This window comes from Intestinimonas butyriciproducens, from assembly GCF_004154955.1.
Taxonomy (GTDB): Bacteria; Bacillota; Clostridia; order Oscillospirales; family Oscillospiraceae; genus Intestinimonas; species Intestinimonas butyriciproducens.
Map to the genome: position 1 here is coordinate 2,523,948 of NZ_CP011524.1, position 15,635 is coordinate 2,539,582.

Sequence of the window (15,635 nt, forward strand, 5' to 3'; positions counted from 1 at the left end):
ACACCGGCCCGTGCGGCTCGGCTTTTCTGCGAGCTGCACGGACCGGCCAGGACGAGTCAGGGCCCTCGCATGCGGGTGCTCTGACTTCGTCCTGCTTAGACGCTCCCTCGGCGGAGCAATCTATAAGGAGTGACTGTCATGCAGAAAGAACTGTCGGTTACAGTCTCATCGGAAGATCTCAGCGTCATGGGGGAAAAGCTTCTTCTCCCGACAGGCCAGGTGGCAGAGGAGGACATCCGTGCAAAGGTGGAGAGCTGGTATCAGCAAATGCTGCCTTTTATAGATCGTATGTCGGATCATAAATTTGACGATGTCGCTCCGGCGATTGTCATCTCCGTGAGGTGAAGTCCATGAAACATCAGGAACTGCTCCATCTCTCATTGGTACAGGCACGGGACGAGATCGAACATCTCACCGTTACGCCTTCGGAGCTGTTGGACGCCTATCTGGAGCGCCTGCACGAAAAGGAGCCGGCCTACAACGCCTATGTCACCGTCCACGAGGAGGCTGCGCGCCAAGCGGCCGAGGGGCTCACGGCGCTGCAGGCCGCCGGCCTTCCGCTGGGGCCCCTGCATGGAATTCCCATCGCGCTCAAAGACAACATCGATTTGAAAGGCTTCCGCTCCACCGCCTCCAGTAAGATCCGCAGCAACCACGTCGCCTCCCGTGACGCTACCGTGGCGGCTCGGCTCAAATCTGCCGGCGCGGTCATCATCGGCCATACCAACATGCATGAATTTGCCTGGGGTGGGACCACAGACAGTCCCCATTTCGGTGCCTCGCACAACCCCTGGGATCTGGAGCGATACTGTGCCGGTTCCAGCGGGGGTTCCGGTGCGGCGGTGGCCGGCGGCACCGCTTTGGGCGCCCTAGGTACGGATACCGGCGGCTCCGTCCGTCTTCCCGCAGCGGTCAACGGCATCGTGGGAATGCGCCCTACCATAGGACGTGTCCCAAACACTGGAATCATTCCCTGCGGCTGGACGATGGACACCTGCGGCCCCATGACCCGCTCGGTCCGGGACAATGCTGTGATGTTGGGTGTCATCGCCGGCCACGATTTCAAAGACCCCGGCTGCTCGGAAAAGTGCACCTGCGACTATACCGCCGATCTGGAGCTGGGCGTCAATCATCTGCGGATCGGCATGATTCCCCAGCTTATGCATAGGGTGAGCCAGCCGGACGTGGATGCGGGAGTGGAGGAGGCCGCCAACGTGTTCCGCTCTCTGGGTGCCGAGATCGTAGCGTGCCGATTCGACTACCTGGACGACGCTATGACCGCCTGGCTCATCCTGAACTCGGCGGAGGGAAGCGCCTACCACCAGAGAGACATCCGGGCACGGCCCGAGGACTACGGCGGCGATGTCCGCACCCTGCTGGCTGCCGGAGAATTTCTGCCCGCCACCTTCTACCTTCAGGCCATGCGTTTGCGCCAATGCATCATAGAGGAGTTTCGCGCCAAATTCCGCGAAGTGGACGCCTTTTTGTTCCCCACCATCCCCTGCACCGCGCTCAAGCTCAGCGAGCTCTACGGCGCCAGCAAAAGTATCCGTGATATGGACGCTTTCTTTACCTGTATCGCCAGTCTGACGGGTTTGCCCGCACTGAACATCCCCTGCGGATTGGATCATGAGGGCCTGCCGATTGGGATGCAGCTTCTGGGCCGTCCTTTCGACGAGGCAACGCTTTACCGCATCGGCGCCGCTTTTGAAACGGCGTTTAACCTCTATGAGCAGTTGCCCGCGTTCCACTGAACGGAACTGATAGCGCTCTTCTCTCCCACAGAGAAAAAGGAGCACCGCAGAAAGGAGCGTTTTTGTGGATCGAGTTTTCTTTTCTGTCACAGAGATGGAACAGATCGCGGCGCGAATCGGCTTGCCGCTGGACGACGCCACCCGCGAGGCCACCCGTGCCACGGTAGAGGGATGGCTCAACGACGCCAACGATCTAAGGGAAGAGATGGAGAAACCGGAGTACAATGGTGTTTTTCCAGCTTTCATCGTATCCATGGAAGAGGGGAGGTGAACAGAAGCCATGACACATCAGGAACTGCTCCGACTCTCCTTGGCACAGGCACAGGTCCTGATCGCTGGAAAAGAGGTCACGCCCCTGGAACTGGTGGATGCTTATTTGTCGCGCATTGAAGAGACGGAAGCGAAATTTCGTTCGTTTGCTGAAGTCTATGCCGATGCTGCGCGGTCTTCCGCCCGCGCATTGACAGAGATGCAGGCTGCCGGGCGTTTTCTCGGCCCCCTCCATGGGATCCCGGTCTCTCTGAAGGATAACATCAACGTGAAAGGACTGCGCACCACTGCCTGTAGTCAGGTATATCGGGACAATTATCCCACCGAGGACGCCGTGGTGGTGCGGCGGCTGAAGGCCGCCGGAGCGGTCATCATCGGGAAAACCGTCATGCATGAATTTGCCCAGGGCGCTACCACTGACTCCCCTATGTTCGGCGCGGCCCGCAACCCCTGGGACCCTGCGCGGTTCTGCTGCGGCTCCAGCGGCGGTTCTGCGGCCTCAGTGGCCAACGCAACCTCCCTGGCCTCCCTTGGTACAGACACCGGAGGCTCCATCCGCCTGCCTTCCGGCGTATGCGGCCTGGTAGGGATGCGCCCCACCATCGGCCGGGTGAGCCTCAACGGTATCGTTCCTCTGGCCTGGAGCTTGGACGCCTGCGGCCCCATCACCCGCAGCATCCGTGACAATGCCCTTATGCTGGGAGTCCTGGCGGGTGAGGAGCCCGGTGATCCGTCAACCGCCAAGCGCCCCGGCGACGATTTTTCCCGGACCATTGACCGCGGTGTGAAGGGCCTTCGTATCGGCATTCTGCCGGAGGTGTTGTTCCAGAAAGATCAGCCCGCTGTTGTTGCCGCAGTGCAACGTGCGCTGGAGACCTTCCGCAGCCTGGGAGCCGAAATCGTGAAATGCCGCGTGGACCGCCTGGAGCTGATGCCCAAAGCATGGTCCGCCGTCTGCTATGTGGAGGCCACCTCTTTCCATCAGAAAAATCTGCGGACATGCCCATTGGATTACGGAGATGACGTACGGGTTCTCTTTCAGGCCGGAGAGTTCATCTCCGGAACCACCTATGTTCACGCACAGCGGTACCGCCGGTGGCTGCGGGAACAGTTCCGCACCCTGTTCCGTGAACAGGTGGACCTGCTTCTCTTTCCCACGCTGCCTTTTACCGCAGTGCCCATTGGAGATTATGAACTCATCATCCACGGGGTAAAAGAAAATGTTTTGCCCCTGTCCGGCACCTATGTCTGCTATGCCCCCACCACCGGCCTTCCCGCGCTGACCCTTCCCTGTGGTCTGGATGAGCGTGGCCTCCCTGTTGGCCTCCAGCTTTTGGGAGACGCCTTCCGCGAGGATGTCTGTTACCAGGCGGGCGCCGCCTTTGAGTCCGTTTTCCACCTCTATGACCGGCTGCCCGGCATCCAGCCGGAATCATGCTGCTAGGCTCCCAAAAGCTTCTCATTTCGAAGGTCTGGTTCAAAAACAAGAAAGCCTTGAAATCCTAGTGGTTCTAGGATTTCAAGGCTTTCTCGACAGGCTGACCCGCACCAAAATGGTGTGGGTATTTTTATGCCCCAATGCGATAAATAGGCTATTTCGGCAGACCGTTTTCCCCATCAAATCACACCCCAGCACAGTGGTTGTGATTTGGAAGGGAGGAGCCACAAAATGAGCGCGCTCTGACTCATAAAATGAGTCGGAGCAAGCGATATGACGCTTGCTCCGACGTGGTACGCCCGAAGGGACTCGAACCCCCAGCCTTCAGAACCGGAATCTGACGCTCTATCCAATTGCGCTACGGGCGCGCGCAATGCATCTCTCAATGCGCTAGATTATTATAGCAACCTTTTCCGGGTTTGTAAAGAGCCTTTTTTGCAAAAACCATGTGAGGGGGCGGAATGCCGCGCCCTCACATGGTTTTTATTTCAGTTTAATATGGAATGGTCGCCCACGTATTGACCCCTGAGAGGTCGGTAAAAAGAATATGATCCGGCGGCAGGAATGTAAAAATCGCAATTGCTCCGGCCATCGTCACGGTGAGCAGAAGAATGATGTCCCTTACCCCCGTCCGCTCGCCCACACGGCAGAACACGCCGGGCAGAAGAAATCCTGCGGCCATCAGCAGCACATAGAGTCCCAGATCCACCGCCAACCGCTCCCCACCCAGAATGATGTGATAGAAGTACCCCGCGCACAGCATGACGACGCACAGCAGCAGGGCGGAGAGCATCCACGGCGCACGGCAGCCCCGCTCTCCTCCCCTGGTGAGCAGCAGCGCGGCCGCCAGATAAGGCCAAAAGAAGATTTTCAGGTGTTCCCACAGACTCTCATTGACCGGTGCCAGCAGCGCAGTGACCGGATTCGGCAGCAGCACATACAAAAAATGCAGGCACGCGCCCGCCAGGGTGGTTACGACAAAGGCCGTCAACAGCTTTTTTGGCAGCTTCCGCATGGGTGATCCCTCCCTCAGAACTTGTCAATAGAGCATATGTACCGCCCTGTCCGGAGTATGCCGCATTTCCTTTTTTTATTTATTTAACAGAAATCGCCGCCTCGACCGGCGCATAAGCCCGCCGCCTGCCCGATTTCCAACTCTCACCATACCAAAGGTGTGTTTCATTGCCAGCCGCGCCGCCGCTTTTTTCTTCAGAAAGCGGCCATATTAAATCACAGCGGGGGCAAAATTGCTTCACGCTGTTTTCATTTTTTAAAAGGGGTGATATTATGAGAGATGAGGAACAGACTCAGCCCTGGACCCTTTCGGTCCTCCTGGCCCTGCGCCTCCTGGCGCTGGGCACTGCGGCTGCCCTCTTCCTTCTGAGCTTCGGCTCCAGGGCCCGGGCGGAAGAGGCCGTGCCTGTGCTGGCGCAGGGGAATGCACAGCGGCAGTTGATCCCCATGGGTCGCGCCGTGGGGATCAAGCTGTTTTCCGATGGGGTGATGGTCGTGGGTCTGGCCGAGGTGCCAAGCTCCGACGGCGCTTCCACCCCGGCCAAGGACTGCGGACTCCGCCAGGGCGATATCATTACGCATATCAACGATACCCAGGTGGACACCATTGAGCAGGTCCGGGATGTGCTTCAGGATCTGGAGGGAGACAAAATGAGCATCCGCGCCATGCGTGGAGAGAAACAGGTCCAATTCACCGCCCAGGCCGTGGCCTGTTCTGACGGCAGCTACCGGCTCGGCGCCTGGATCCGGGACTCCATGGCCGGCATTGGAACCATGAGCTTCTACGACCCGGATACCGGGCTTTTCGGCGCGCTGGGCCATGGCATCAATGATGTAGACACCGCTCTTCTCATGCCGCTGGAGTCCGGTTCGATCATGTATGCCTCCGTCTCCGACGTAAAAAAGGGAGAGGCCGGTCAACCTGGTGAACTCCACGGCGCCTTCCAGGTCTCGCAGGATATGGGCGACCTGCTCGCCAATACGCCGGGCGGGATCTTCGGCACATTGACCGATCAGAGCCTTGTGGACGGTCTCGAACCCATGCCGGTGGCCGCCCGAAAAGAGGTAAAGGTGGGTTCCGCCACTATTTTATCCAATATCGCGGGGAATACCGTGGAGGAGTATACGGTTGAAATTACCAAGGTCTTTCCGTCCGGCAGTCACGATACCCGCGACCTGATGATCAAGGTTACGGACCCCCGTCTGCTGGAGGCCACCGGAGGCATCGTCCAGGGGATGAGCGGCAGCCCCATTCTGCAAAACGGAAAGCTGATCGGCGCGGTGACCCATGTGCTTGTGAACGACCCCACAAGCGGCTATGGCATACTGGCCGAACACATGCTGGCCGAATCCGGCCTTCAAACCGGGACAAAGGCGTCATAACCCTTCTGCCCGTTCCCACCGCCTTCTGAGCGGTCGGGGGCAGAGAAAAGGAGACTGCCCTGGGATATTCCCAGCGGCAGCCTCCCCTTTACAGATATCTTCCCGCCACAGCCTTTCATCCCTATTGGGTGCGAAAGGCTTCCCACGCCCTGCTGAACGCATCCGCCAGGCCGCTTCCCTCCTGTGAGAGACGGCGCTCCAGCCTCCGGTATTCTTCCAATAAAAATCGTCCCTCTGCCGTGAGTCTGGAATGTCCTCCGCTGCGCCCTCCGGTCTTTCGCTCCAAAAGGGGGACCTTCAGAGTTTCTTCACACCGGCGCAGCGCCGTCCATGCCTTTGAGTAGGCCATTCCCATCCCGCACGCCGCCGCGCGGAGGGAACCCTCCCGGTCCACCCCCTCCAGCAATTCTGCAATTCCGGGGCCAAAACACTTTTCTCCTCCCCAGAACAGCCGCGGGGAAAGCTTCAAGGTGAATGCCGCTTCCGCCATTCCGGTCTCCCTCCTCCTGTTCTCGCCTGTATTATATCGGCCCCGCCCTCAAAAATCAACCGGTCTCTCGAACGCGAGCCCCTGATCTATCCGTTTGATCCGCTTTCTTTTCGGGGGCACTTTCGTATCTTTTAGACAGCACTGCAAAAATATTTTCCCATAAGCTGGAAAAAAAGGGTTGCGTTTGCTGTCTGATTGTGGTAAATTATGGTCATGGCACAACCGAAAGGTTGGGCGCAAATCAGAGAGCAGGGAGTTCTGCTGGAAAGGGAGTCGACATGGAAAGCAAAAAGCGTATTCTGATTGCCGACGCGGACGTGGTTTTTCGCGACGCGCTGATTGAGGCTTTGAGCGAAGAGGGAGATATGGAGGTCGTGGGGACCACCGACGACGGCGAGCGCGCAGTGGAGTTGGTCCGCTCCTGCAAGCCGGATATCCTGGTGATGGATCTGATCCTCTCTCACATGGATGGTCTGGATGTTCTGGCTGCGCTCGATGCCGCCGGACGTCCCAAGGTGATGGTGCTCTCCGCCCTGGCCCGAGGCGGTACCACGGAGCTGGCCCTGGCCCGGGGCGCCAACTATTGCCTGATGAAGCCATGCAAGCTCTCCTCTGCCGTGGAGCGCATCCGCCAAATCACCACTCCCCTCCATGGCGAGGACGAGTTCCCCGACCGCCTCTCCAGCCGTCCCCATCAGAGCCTGGAGGCGTCTGTGACCTCCATCATCCACGAGATCGGCGTTCCCGCACATATCAAAGGCTATCAGTACCTCCGCGAGGCCATCATCATGACAGTGGAGAATATGGACGTCATCAATGCCGTCACCAAGATCCTCTATCCCGAAGTGGCCAAGCGCTTCAATACCACCGCATCCCGGGTGGAGCGCGCCATCCGTCACGCCATCGAGGTGGCTTGGGACCGCGGCGATCTGGAGACCCTGCAAAAGTATTTCGGCTATACCGTCTCCAACGCCAAGGGCAAGCCCACGAATTCTGAGTTCATTGCTATGATCGCCGACCGTCTCCAGCTCCAGCGCAAAGAAAAGTAACTCCAATTACAAATTTTCCCGGAGAGCTCCCGGCCCGCGCGGCTTCCAACCGCCTGGGACGGGAGTTCTCTATTGTGCGGGTGTGTTTTCCAATCCTTCAAAAAAGCGCTTGACTTGGAGTGCGCTCCAGGGATTACAATGCCGGTATCCCTCCTGTTCGGGGCCCCCTCCGGCGTGGACGCGCGCGCTATTCAGCGGGTCGCCCCGCCCGCCTCGGGTATGCATCGGGACCGAAGGGATCGGTATCCAGGTCATATTTTTAGAAAGGACGCACGTGTTTATGAGCAAGAAAGTTTTGATCCTGTCAGCAAGTCCCCGCAAGGGCGGTAACTCGGATGTCCTGTGCGACACCTTCCTGCGCGGCGCCACGGAGGCCGGCCATTCGGTGGAAAAGATCTTCCTTCGTGACAAAAACATCCATTACTGCACAGGCTGCGGTGTCTGCAACCATACACACCGATGCGTGCAGAAGGACGACATGGCGGAAATCCTCGACAAAATGGTGGCTGCCGATGTAATCGTCTTGGCCACACCGGTCTATTTCTACACCATGGACGGCCAGATGAAAACCCTGATCGACCGGACGGTTCCCCGTTATACAGAGATGACGGACAAAGAATTTTATTACATTATAACCGCCGCCGACACGGAGCGCGCCAATTTGGAAAAGACCGTGGAGGGCCTTCGCGGCTTTACACTCGATTGCCTGGACCGGGCGTTCGAGAAGGGTATCCTCTACGGCGTGGGCGCCTGGGAAAAGGGGGACATTCTCCGCACCCCTGCGGTACAGCAGGCGTATGAAATGGGAAAGGCCGTCTGATTCCTCGGGCGCTCTTTTCGATCAAAAGAAGACCCTCCGGCGATCAATCGCCGGAGGGTCTTCTTTTGATCGGTATGGGTACTCTCTCACACCAGAGCCAGGGCCTGTTCGAGGTCTGCCAGGATATCTGCCGGGTCCTCGATGCCCACCGAAAGGCGCACCAGGTCGGCGGAGACGCCCGCGGCCAGCAGCTCCTCGTCGTTCATCTGCCGGTGCGTGGTGGACGCGGGATGCAGAACACAGGTCTTCGCGTCGGCCACATGGGTGGCAATGGATGCCAGCTTCAGCCCCGCCATGAACCGGGAAGCCGCTTCACGTCCTCCCTGCACGCCGAAGGAAACCACGCCGCAGGTGCCGTCCGGCATATATTTCCGTGCAAGGGCGTAGTACGGATTGCCGGGAAGGCCGGGATAGTTGACCCACGCCACCTTGGGGTGGCTCACCAAAAACTCCGCCGCGGCCTGGGCGTTCGCACAGTGTTTCTCCACCCGCAGGGGCAGGGTCTCCAGGCCCACGTTGAGAAAATAGGAGTTCATGGGGGCCGGGGTGGCGCCAAAGTCCCGCATCAGCTGCGCCGTAGCCTTGGTGATGTACGCGCCCCCCAGGCCGAACCGCGCGGTATATGTGATGCCGTGATAGCTCTCATCCGGCGTGGTAAGTCCGGGGAACTTGTCGGCATACCGGTTCCAATCGAATTTCCCGGAATCCACGATGGCGCCGCCCACCGCGTTGGCATGGCCGTCCATATATTTAGTGGTGGAGTGGGTCACGATATCCGCGCCCCACTGGAAGGGCCGGCAGTGGATGGGAGTGGGGAAGGTGTTGTCCACAATGAGCGGGACGCCATGGGCGTGGGCGCACCGCGCAAACTTTTCAATATCCAGTACAGTGAGGGCCGGGTTGGCGATGGTCTCGCCAAAGACCGCCTTGGTATTGGGACGGAACGCCGCCTCCAGCTCCTCTTCCGTGCAGTCCGGCCCCACAAAGGTGAAGTCGATCCCCATACGCTTCATGGTGACGGCGAAGAGGTTGAAGGTGCCGCCGTAGATGGCGGAGGAGGCCACCACATGGTCGCCGCAGGAGGCGATATTAAAGATGGCAAAGAAATTCGCCGCCTGGCCGGAGGAGGTGAGCATGGCGGCGGTGCCGCCCTCCAGGGCGCAGATCTTCGCCGCCACCTGGTCGTTGGTGGGATTCTGGAGCCGGGTGTAAAAATAACCCTCGGCCTCCAGATCGAAGAGGGCCCCCATGGCCTCCCCGGTGGCATACCGGAAGGTGGTGGACTGGACAATGGGAATGTTGCGGGGTTCTCCACTCCCGGGGACGTAGCCCGCGTGGAGGCAGTTGGTACTGGGCTGATACTCGGACATGGGACATCATCCTTTCAGGCATATGGGGCAAAATATATGAAAATATCCTACTCGGGTCCCCGGGCGTTGTCAATCAAAATCTGACTCAATCCACCACCAGGTCCTTGTTTGCCTCCAGCGGCGAGGAGGTGGGGATCTCACCATACCGCTCCGGCGCCTCCCCCTCCACCAGGATCTGGACCGCCCCCACATCCGGGAGCTGGCAGAGGGTATTCACAATGGCGTACAGGAGCTGCTGGGCCTGGGCCGCAGACTCCGGCTCCCGGTCCAAGAAGGGGGCGTCAAAATCCACATAGCAGTTTCCGTTCTCCACCCAGGCGGAGAGAATATGGGCCTCTTCCGGAAAGGGGAAGAAAAGCCCCTGGGTCTCGGGCCCCGACAGCAGTGCGTTCAGCACCGCGGTGACGGGGGTGTCCTGCTCGGTGAGCAGCACATTTCGCTCCTCTGCTGCGAGTCCTCCGCTCCTCCGCGGGAAAAACAGCTTCACTGTCAGATAGAGCGGCTGGTCCTCGCCGCCTGAGAGGACCACATCGCTGCTCCGCAGGAGCTGACGGTCTCGATAGGGGATGGGCGAGCCCTCCACATCGATGGAGACCGCTTCCACCCCGGGCACCTGGCAGAGCGTGAGAACGATGCAGTAATCAGCCAGCGTCAGCTCCACCCCGGAGAGTCCGCCGTACTTTTCCGAGAGGTTGACCCGGCACACGCCCTCCTCCACAGTGGGCTGGGACAGAAGGTACACGCCCTCCGGGAACGGGGAAGCCAGATCGTCTGAGACCGGGCCGGAGAGCAGGCATTCCATCAGTCCTCCGGGGATGTCGGCCCCCTCCGGCAGCCTTCGGATCTCGCTGGCCACGGCCGTCCCCCCCGCCTCTCCGGGGTCGTCTTCTCCCCCGAAGGGGACGGCAAAGTAGACCTGATACCCGCCATTGCCGCTCTGGCCCGCCTCCCCTCCCTGCTTGCAGGCCGGCAGAAGCAGCAGGAGCGCGCAGTACAGGGCCAGCAGCCGTCTGCTCATCTCTCCTCGCCTCCCTTCGGCTCATAGCGGGGAAAGGCCACCTCAAAGCGGGTGCCTTCCGGCTCACGGCGGCAGACGGTGACGGCTCCGCCGTGCTGTCTGGCCGTATCCCGCACAATGGAGAGCCCCAGCCCTGTGCCGCCCGCAGCGCGGGAGCGGGCCTTGTCCACCCGGTAGAAGCGGTCGAATATCTTGGGCAGATCGGCCTCGGGGATTCCGACGCCCGTGTCCTCTACCGTGAGGAGCACCAGATCACCCATTCCCCGGAGGGACACCATCACCCGACCGCCGGGCACATTGTATTTGACTGCGTTTTCCATCAAGTTGAAGGCGATCTGATAGAGGTCGTCCTCGGTGGCGAGCACCACACAATCCTCCGCCAGCTCGGTCTCCACCGTGATCCGGCTCTCCTCCGCCAGTGGGGTGAGCATATGTCTCACCTTTTCCAACACATCCCTCACGTTGACCGGCACGCGCTCAAGCGGTGCGGCGCTGTCCATGCGGGTGAGCGTGAGGAGTTTTTCCGAAATGCGGGTGAGCCGTCCCGCCTCCTCGCCGATGTCGGAGACGAAATCCTTTACGGTCGGCATGTCCATCTCCTCCGTCTGGAGGATGGAATCGGTGAGCAGCCGGATCGAGGCCAGCGGTGTCTTGAGCTCGTGAGAGGCATCGGAAACAAAGCGGCGGCGGACCTCCTCAGTGGTCTGGAGTCGGTCCGTGAGCTGGTTGAACTCCCCGGCCAACTGGCTGAGCTCATCACCGCCGCGAATACTCACCCGGTGGCTGTACTCGCCCTCCCGTACGATCCGGATGGCCCGCAGCAGGTCGCCGATCCGTCGGGTGAGGGCCTTGGAAAAGACAATGCTCATAATGAGCACCACCACACAGATGACGATGGAAATGGTACGCAGGTTGCTCTGGATATCGGTGAGCAGCCGCGCCTGGTCGGCGTCGTTTTCATAGACATAGACCGCGCCGATGGTGACGCCCCGGTACATGACGGGCGTGGCGGCTCTGCTGCGAAAGGCCCCGTCCCGATATTCCGAAGCCGCCACGTCGTACCCTTTCAGCGCCGCCGTCACCTCGCTGAGCAGGGCATAGCGGTTCTGCGTGGCCCGGTATTCATCGCTGTCATAGAGCACCCGTGCGGAAGGGTCCGTGACCAGAATACGGATGCGTCCGGCGTTGTCCAGAGAGCCCATGAGGGAGCCGTCGATATATTCCCGCACCGTGTCGGCGGTCAGGGTGGCCGACAGCGCCAGTGAGTTTGCGATGACCGTGGCCTGAGACTGGAGCAGGCTAGCCTTGGAATGGAACACCAGATCCTGAGAGACCAGCACCGGATAGGTATTCAGCAGCGCCAGCACCGCCGCGATGATGACGATATAGCTTAGGGCAAATTTCAATTGTATGGACCGCCGGAATGGGGTTTTTTCCGTCTTCCGGGTCTTTTCCGCTTCCTCCACCGCTCGCCACCTCCCTCTTCTCCGCCGCGGTCCGGCCTTTTTCAGGTGCTTTTCAGATAGTACCCCACGCCCCATTTGGTCAGGATATACTCCGGATTGGCGGGGTCCAGCTCCAGCTTCTCCCGCAGCCGGCGAATGTGTACATCCACGGTGCGGTACTCGCCCGCGTACTCGTAGCCCCACACGATGTTCAGCAGGTTCTCCCGGCTGTAGACCCGGCCGGGGTTGCGCATCAGCAGCTCCATGAGGTCGAACTCCTTGGCAGTGAGCTCCACCGGCACCCCGTCCCGCCAGGCCGAGCGCTCATCCGTATCCAAAACAATGTGGCCCTGCTGCACACGGGAGGCCTTGTCCTTCTGTCCGGAAGCGCCCGCCCTGCGGAGCATGGCCCGGATGCGGGCCTTGAGCTCCAGAATATTGAAGGGTTTGGTGATGTAGTCGTCCGCTCCGCACTCGAACCCGATGATCTTGTCGGTATCCTCGCTCCGGGCCGTCAGCATGATGACGGGCACGTTAGAGAACTCCCGGATGCGCATACAGGCCTGGAGTCCATCGATCTTGGGCATCATCAGGTCTAGGATGACGAGATCGAAGCCGCCGTTCCGGGCCAGCTCCACCGCCTGTTCACCGTCATAGCCCACCTCGACCTCATAGCCCTCGTTTTCCAGATTGAATTTGATGCCCTTTACCAGTACCTTTTCGTCGTCAACCACTAAGATTTTCGCCATTGCACACCCTCCACTGCCAGCATCCTGTTTATTCTACGGTGATATACTCGATAAGTCCCGCCAGCGTACCCTCTCCGATCCCTTTCACCCTTGTGAGGTCCTCCGGAATCCGGAAGGGGCCGTTTGCCGCCCGGTCCGCCACGATATCCGCCGCCCGTTTCTCCCCGATCCCGGGAAGGGTCTCCAACTCGGCCGCGGTGGCGGTGTTGATATTGACCGCGCCCTCCGGCGCGGCGGGCGGCGCCTCTGACGGAGTGGCGATCTCAGCGGCAGCCGGATGCTGCGTGTCCACCCGGTAGGGGTCCGCGGCGCTGCGCGCACCCAGGAAATATCCGGTCGTCATCAGCAGAAAGGCGGCGGTAAGGCCCAGAAGCGCCTTTTCCAAAGTTGAAATTTTTATGTCGCCCACCTCCTCCACCCGGTTGCACGGTGTGCGTTCGTCTGGTATAATATTTCCGCGCGCCGCCCATCCGCAGACGCATGGATCGTTGCTATTATACCACAGTTTATAGGAGTTTCCTAATGAAAAAATATCGTCTTTTCCGCTCTCTTCTGGCCCTGGCCCTCGCCGCCGGACTCACCCTCCCCACCGCTCTCGCCGCGCAGAGCGCCCCTCCCGAGGCCACGCCGGCGGTGGTCACGCCAAAGGCGCCGGTGGAGAGCCAACTGCTCAGTGACATGCACATTGAGGCTGCAGCCGCCATCCTGGTGGACGCCGACACGGGCACCGTGCTCTTCGATCAGAATGCCCATGAGCAGCGCTATCCTGCCAGCATCACCAAGGTCATGACCGCCATGCTGGCCATCGAGGCCGTGGATCGCGGTGAGCTGTCCCTGAACGACGTGATCACCGTGGGCTCCGAGGTTAACCGCGAGGTGGGCGACGGCAGTTCCACTCAAAATATCAAGGAGGGGGAACAGATCCGGCTGGAGGACGTTCTCTACTGCGCCCTCACCGCCTCCGCCAATGAGGCCTGCAATGTTCTGGCCCAAGCGGTCTCCGGCAGTGTGGACGACTTTGTGGCCCTGATGAATCAGCGGGCAGGCGAGCTGGGCATGGAGGACACCCACTTTGCCAACACCCATGGCTATCACAACGAGGGGCACTACACCACGGCCTACGACATCGCCCTTATGTGTCGGGAGGCGATGCAGCACGAAACCTTCCGTACCATCGTCACCGCCAAGAGCTACACAGTGCCCGCCACCAACCTCCATGAGGCCAGAGAACTCCACGATACCAACGCCCTAGTCTCCACCTGGAGGATCACCGGCTACTATTATGAATATGCCACCGGCATCAAAACAGGCTCCACGCCGGAGGCCGGCCAGTGCCTGGCCGCCTCCGCCTCCAAGGACGGCCGGAACCTCATCTCGGTCGTTTTGGGTGCGGAAAACATTGCGCAGTCCGACGGCACCACTCTGCGGCAGTCCTTCTCCGAGAGCAAGCGGCTCCTCCAATGGGGATTCAGCAGCTTCTCCACCAAAACGCTTTTGGACAGCACCTATTTTGGAGGCACCATTCCCGTCACGCTCTCCCGGGACGCCAACTATGTCGGGGCCCAGGCATCGGGGGAAATCGAGGCGATCCTCCCCAACGATCTGGACCCGGCGGATTTCCAGGTGACGCCCGAGTTCAACGCCGAGAGCCTGGAGGCCCCCGTGGACAAGGGTCAGATCGTGGGCAAGGTCACGGTCTCCAACGGAGATACGGTATACGGTTCTCTGGACTTGGTGGCCGTGGACAGCGTGGCGCGTTCGGAGCTTCTCTACCGTCTGGACCAGGTCAAGCGTTTTTTTGACCAGCTCTGGGTAAAAATCCTGCTGGTCGTGGTACTGGTGCTGGCGGCTGTGCTGCTGCTGCGCTGGCTGCTCTTCGGACGCCGCCGCAGATACGGCTCCCGCCGCCGGGGCGGCTATAGCGGCGGCCGCTACAGCGGCCGCCGCAGGCGATGACACCGGTTCAAGAATTGGGGACGCGTCAGCCGCGCCCCCAATTTTTATCTTGACCTTGCCGTTACGGCAGGGGCTATACTCCCCTTGTCAGGAGGCATGTGTTCCATGGAATATACTGTCAAGCAGCTCGCAGCCCTCTCGGGCGTCACGCCCAAGACCCTGCGCTGGTACGACTTGGAGGGGCTGCTCAAGCCCCTTCGACGTACCGACGCAGGCTATCGGCTCTATGGTCCGCAGGAGGTGGACCGGCTCCAGCAGATCCTCTTTTACCGAGAGCTGGGGCTGGAGCTCTCTGCCATCCGCAGACTGCTGGATGATCCGGCCTTTGACCGTGAGGCGGCGCTGCAGAGCCACCTCGCCGCCCTGGAGGCCCGCCGTATCCGGCTGGATGCTCTCATTCTGACCGTAAAAAAGACTTTAAAAGGGGACAGTGTGATGTCAGATCTGGAAAAATTCGAATGTTTTAAACAAAAAGTAATCAGAGAAAACGAGGAGACCTACGGCGCAGAGGTGCGTGCCCGCTATGGAAATGAAGTCATGGACCGCGCCAATGCCCGGACCGCGCAGCTTACACAGGAGCAGTATTGGGCGATGACCACGCTGGAGGAAGAGATCCGGAGCAGACTGGAGGCCGCGGTCCGGACCGGGGCCGATCCGGCCGGGGACGTGGGGCTGGACCTGGCCATGCGGCACAAAACCTGGCTTTCCCACTCCTGGGAGGAGCGCCGGTACAGCCCGGAAGCACACCGGATGCTGGCCGCCATGTATACCGAGGACGAGCGGTTCACCGCCTATTATGACCGCGTGCTCCCCGGCTGCGCGGCCTTCCTGCGGGCCGCCATTGAGGCCCACATTCAATAAAAAAGACCGGCGGCGCAT

General features: G+C 60.2%; 16 protein-coding genes and 1 tRNA gene. 9 read left to right on the plus strand and 8 right to left on the minus strand.

Annotated elements, in window-relative coordinates:
- Positions 1–138: 138 nt before the first annotated feature.
- The 4 genes from SRB521_RS12500 (at position 139) to SRB521_RS12515 (ending at position 3,468) form a co-directional block, all read left to right on the plus strand.
- Positions 139–345 carry a hypothetical protein gene (locus SRB521_RS12500; RefSeq protein ID WP_075704439.1) on the plus strand — a complete coding sequence of 69 codons (207 nt, stop codon included), beginning with the start codon at positions 139–141 and terminating at the stop codon, positions 343–345.
- A 5-nt stretch (positions 346–350) separates the two neighbouring features.
- Complete coding sequence (locus SRB521_RS12505) at positions 351–1,754, plus strand: amidase (protein ID WP_116722118.1); 1,404 nt, start codon at positions 351–353, stop codon at positions 1,752–1,754.
- Between the two features lie 64 nt (positions 1,755–1,818).
- Entirely contained in the window at positions 1,819–2,025 is a 207-nt protein-coding gene (locus SRB521_RS12510; RefSeq protein WP_116722119.1) for a hypothetical protein, read from the plus strand.
- Between the two features lie 9 nt (positions 2,026–2,034).
- Positions 2,035–3,468, plus strand: a complete 1,434-nt coding sequence (locus tag SRB521_RS12515) for an amidase (protein WP_116722120.1) — start codon at positions 2,035–2,037, stop codon at positions 3,466–3,468.
- Between the two features lie 285 nt (positions 3,469–3,753).
- Here the strand turns inward: SRB521_RS12515 and SRB521_RS12520 are convergent.
- Positions 3,754–3,830 (minus strand) — tRNA-Arg (locus tag SRB521_RS12520).
- A gap of 125 nt (positions 3,831–3,955) precedes the next feature.
- Positions 3,956–4,477 carry a DUF6512 family protein gene (locus tag SRB521_RS12525; RefSeq protein WP_116722121.1) on the minus strand — a complete coding sequence of 174 codons (522 nt, stop codon included), beginning with the start codon at positions 4,475–4,477 and terminating at the stop codon, positions 3,956–3,958.
- 272 nt (positions 4,478–4,749) lie between these two features.
- Between SRB521_RS12525 and spoIVB the strand changes: the two genes are divergently transcribed.
- A complete protein-coding gene (gene spoIVB, locus SRB521_RS12530; protein WP_058118265.1) occupies positions 4,750–5,859 on the plus strand; it encodes a SpoIVB peptidase in 1,110 nt (369 codons plus the stop codon).
- Between the two features lie 121 nt (positions 5,860–5,980).
- Here spoIVB and SRB521_RS12535 read toward each other — a convergent pair whose 3' ends face one another.
- Complete coding sequence (locus tag SRB521_RS12535) at positions 5,981–6,349, minus strand: winged helix-turn-helix domain-containing protein (RefSeq protein ID WP_116722122.1); 369 nt, start codon at positions 6,347–6,349, stop codon at positions 5,981–5,983.
- Between the two features lie 278 nt (positions 6,350–6,627).
- On the opposite strand from SRB521_RS12535, the gene spo0A reads away from it, so the two are divergent.
- Together spo0A and SRB521_RS12545 are read left to right on the plus strand one after the other, a co-directional pair.
- Complete coding sequence (gene spo0A / locus SRB521_RS12540) at positions 6,628–7,398, plus strand: sporulation transcription factor Spo0A (protein WP_116722123.1); 771 nt, start codon at positions 6,628–6,630, stop codon at positions 7,396–7,398.
- Positions 7,399–7,678: 280 nt separating this feature from the next.
- The gene (locus SRB521_RS12545; RefSeq protein ID WP_116722195.1) at positions 7,679–8,218 is read left to right on the plus strand and encodes a flavodoxin family protein; all 540 of its coding nucleotides are present in this window, start codon (positions 7,679–7,681) and stop codon (positions 8,216–8,218) included.
- Positions 8,219–8,304: 86 nt separating this feature from the next.
- On the opposite strand, the gene SRB521_RS12550 is transcribed toward SRB521_RS12545, so the two are convergent.
- The 5 genes from SRB521_RS12550 to SRB521_RS12570 all read right to left on the minus strand — a co-directional run bounded on the left by SRB521_RS12550 (position 8,305) and on the right by SRB521_RS12570 (position 13,185).
- On the minus strand, positions 8,305–9,588 hold the full coding sequence (locus SRB521_RS12550; protein ID WP_116722124.1) for an O-acetylhomoserine aminocarboxypropyltransferase/cysteine synthase family protein: 1,284 nt from the start codon (positions 9,586–9,588) through the stop codon (positions 8,305–8,307).
- 85 nt (positions 9,589–9,673) lie between these two features.
- On the minus strand, positions 9,674–10,606 hold the full coding sequence (locus SRB521_RS12555) for a GerMN domain-containing protein (protein WP_116722125.1): 933 nt from the start codon (positions 10,604–10,606) through the stop codon (positions 9,674–9,676).
- Positions 10,603–12,012, minus strand: coding sequence for a sensor histidine kinase (locus tag SRB521_RS12560; protein WP_242976562.1), 1,410 nt, complete (start codon positions 12,010–12,012; stop codon positions 10,603–10,605). The genes SRB521_RS12555 and SRB521_RS12560 overlap by 4 nt, the downstream gene beginning before the upstream one ends.
- A gap of 101 nt (positions 12,013–12,113) precedes the next feature.
- Entirely contained in the window at positions 12,114–12,800 is a 687-nt protein-coding gene (locus tag SRB521_RS12565; protein WP_033117373.1) for a response regulator transcription factor, read from the minus strand.
- 28 nt (positions 12,801–12,828) lie between these two features.
- On the minus strand, positions 12,829–13,185 hold the full coding sequence (locus tag SRB521_RS12570) for a ComEA family DNA-binding protein (protein ID WP_207215973.1): 357 nt from the start codon (positions 13,183–13,185) through the stop codon (positions 12,829–12,831).
- Between the two features lie 137 nt (positions 13,186–13,322).
- Between SRB521_RS12570 and SRB521_RS12575 the strand changes: the two genes are divergently transcribed.
- Together SRB521_RS12575 and SRB521_RS12580 are read left to right on the plus strand one after the other, a co-directional pair.
- Positions 13,323–14,756: a D-alanyl-D-alanine carboxypeptidase family protein gene (locus SRB521_RS12575; protein WP_116722127.1), complete on the plus strand. Its 1,434-nt coding sequence runs from the start codon at positions 13,323–13,325 to the stop codon at positions 14,754–14,756.
- 105 nt (positions 14,757–14,861) lie between these two features.
- Positions 14,862–15,617 (plus strand): MerR family transcriptional regulator, encoded by a 756-nt coding sequence (locus SRB521_RS12580; protein ID WP_116722128.1) that lies wholly within the window; start codon positions 14,862–14,864, stop codon positions 15,615–15,617.
- Positions 15,618–15,635: the final 18 nt, after the last annotated feature.

Excerpts from the sequence above, each read along its gene's own strand:
- SRB521_RS12545 (WP_116722195.1), top strand. The coding sequence starts at position 7,679 with ATGAGCAAGAAAGTTTTGATCCTGTCAGCAAGTCCCCGCAAGGGCGGT.
- SRB521_RS12580 (WP_116722128.1), top strand. The coding sequence starts at position 14,862 with ATGGAATATACTGTCAAGCAGCTCGCAGCCCTCTCGGGCGTCACGCCC.
- SRB521_RS12500 (WP_075704439.1), top strand. The coding sequence starts at position 139 with ATGCAGAAAGAACTGTCGGTTACAGTCTCATCGGAAGATCTCAGCGTC.
- SRB521_RS12565 (WP_033117373.1), bottom strand. The coding sequence starts at position 12,800 with ATGGCGAAAATCTTAGTGGTTGACGACGAAAAGGTACTGGTAAAGGGC.
- SRB521_RS12515 (WP_116722120.1), top strand. The coding sequence starts at position 2,035 with ATGACACATCAGGAACTGCTCCGACTCTCCTTGGCACAGGCACAGGTC.
- spoIVB (WP_058118265.1), top strand. The coding sequence starts at position 4,750 with ATGAGAGATGAGGAACAGACTCAGCCCTGGACCCTTTCGGTCCTCCTG.
- SRB521_RS12525 (WP_116722121.1), bottom strand. The coding sequence starts at position 4,477 with ATGCGGAAGCTGCCAAAAAAGCTGTTGACGGCCTTTGTCGTAACCACC.
- spo0A (WP_116722123.1), top strand. The coding sequence starts at position 6,628 with ATGGAAAGCAAAAAGCGTATTCTGATTGCCGACGCGGACGTGGTTTTT.
- SRB521_RS12505 (WP_116722118.1), top strand. The coding sequence starts at position 351 with ATGAAACATCAGGAACTGCTCCATCTCTCATTGGTACAGGCACGGGAC.
- SRB521_RS12550 (WP_116722124.1), bottom strand. The coding sequence starts at position 9,588 with ATGTCCGAGTATCAGCCCAGTACCAACTGCCTCCACGCGGGCTACGTC.
- SRB521_RS12535 (WP_116722122.1), bottom strand. The coding sequence starts at position 6,349 with ATGGCGGAAGCGGCATTCACCTTGAAGCTTTCCCCGCGGCTGTTCTGG.
- SRB521_RS12555 (WP_116722125.1), bottom strand. The coding sequence starts at position 10,606 with ATGAGCAGACGGCTGCTGGCCCTGTACTGCGCGCTCCTGCTGCTTCTG.
- SRB521_RS12575 (WP_116722127.1), top strand. The coding sequence starts at position 13,323 with ATGAAAAAATATCGTCTTTTCCGCTCTCTTCTGGCCCTGGCCCTCGCC.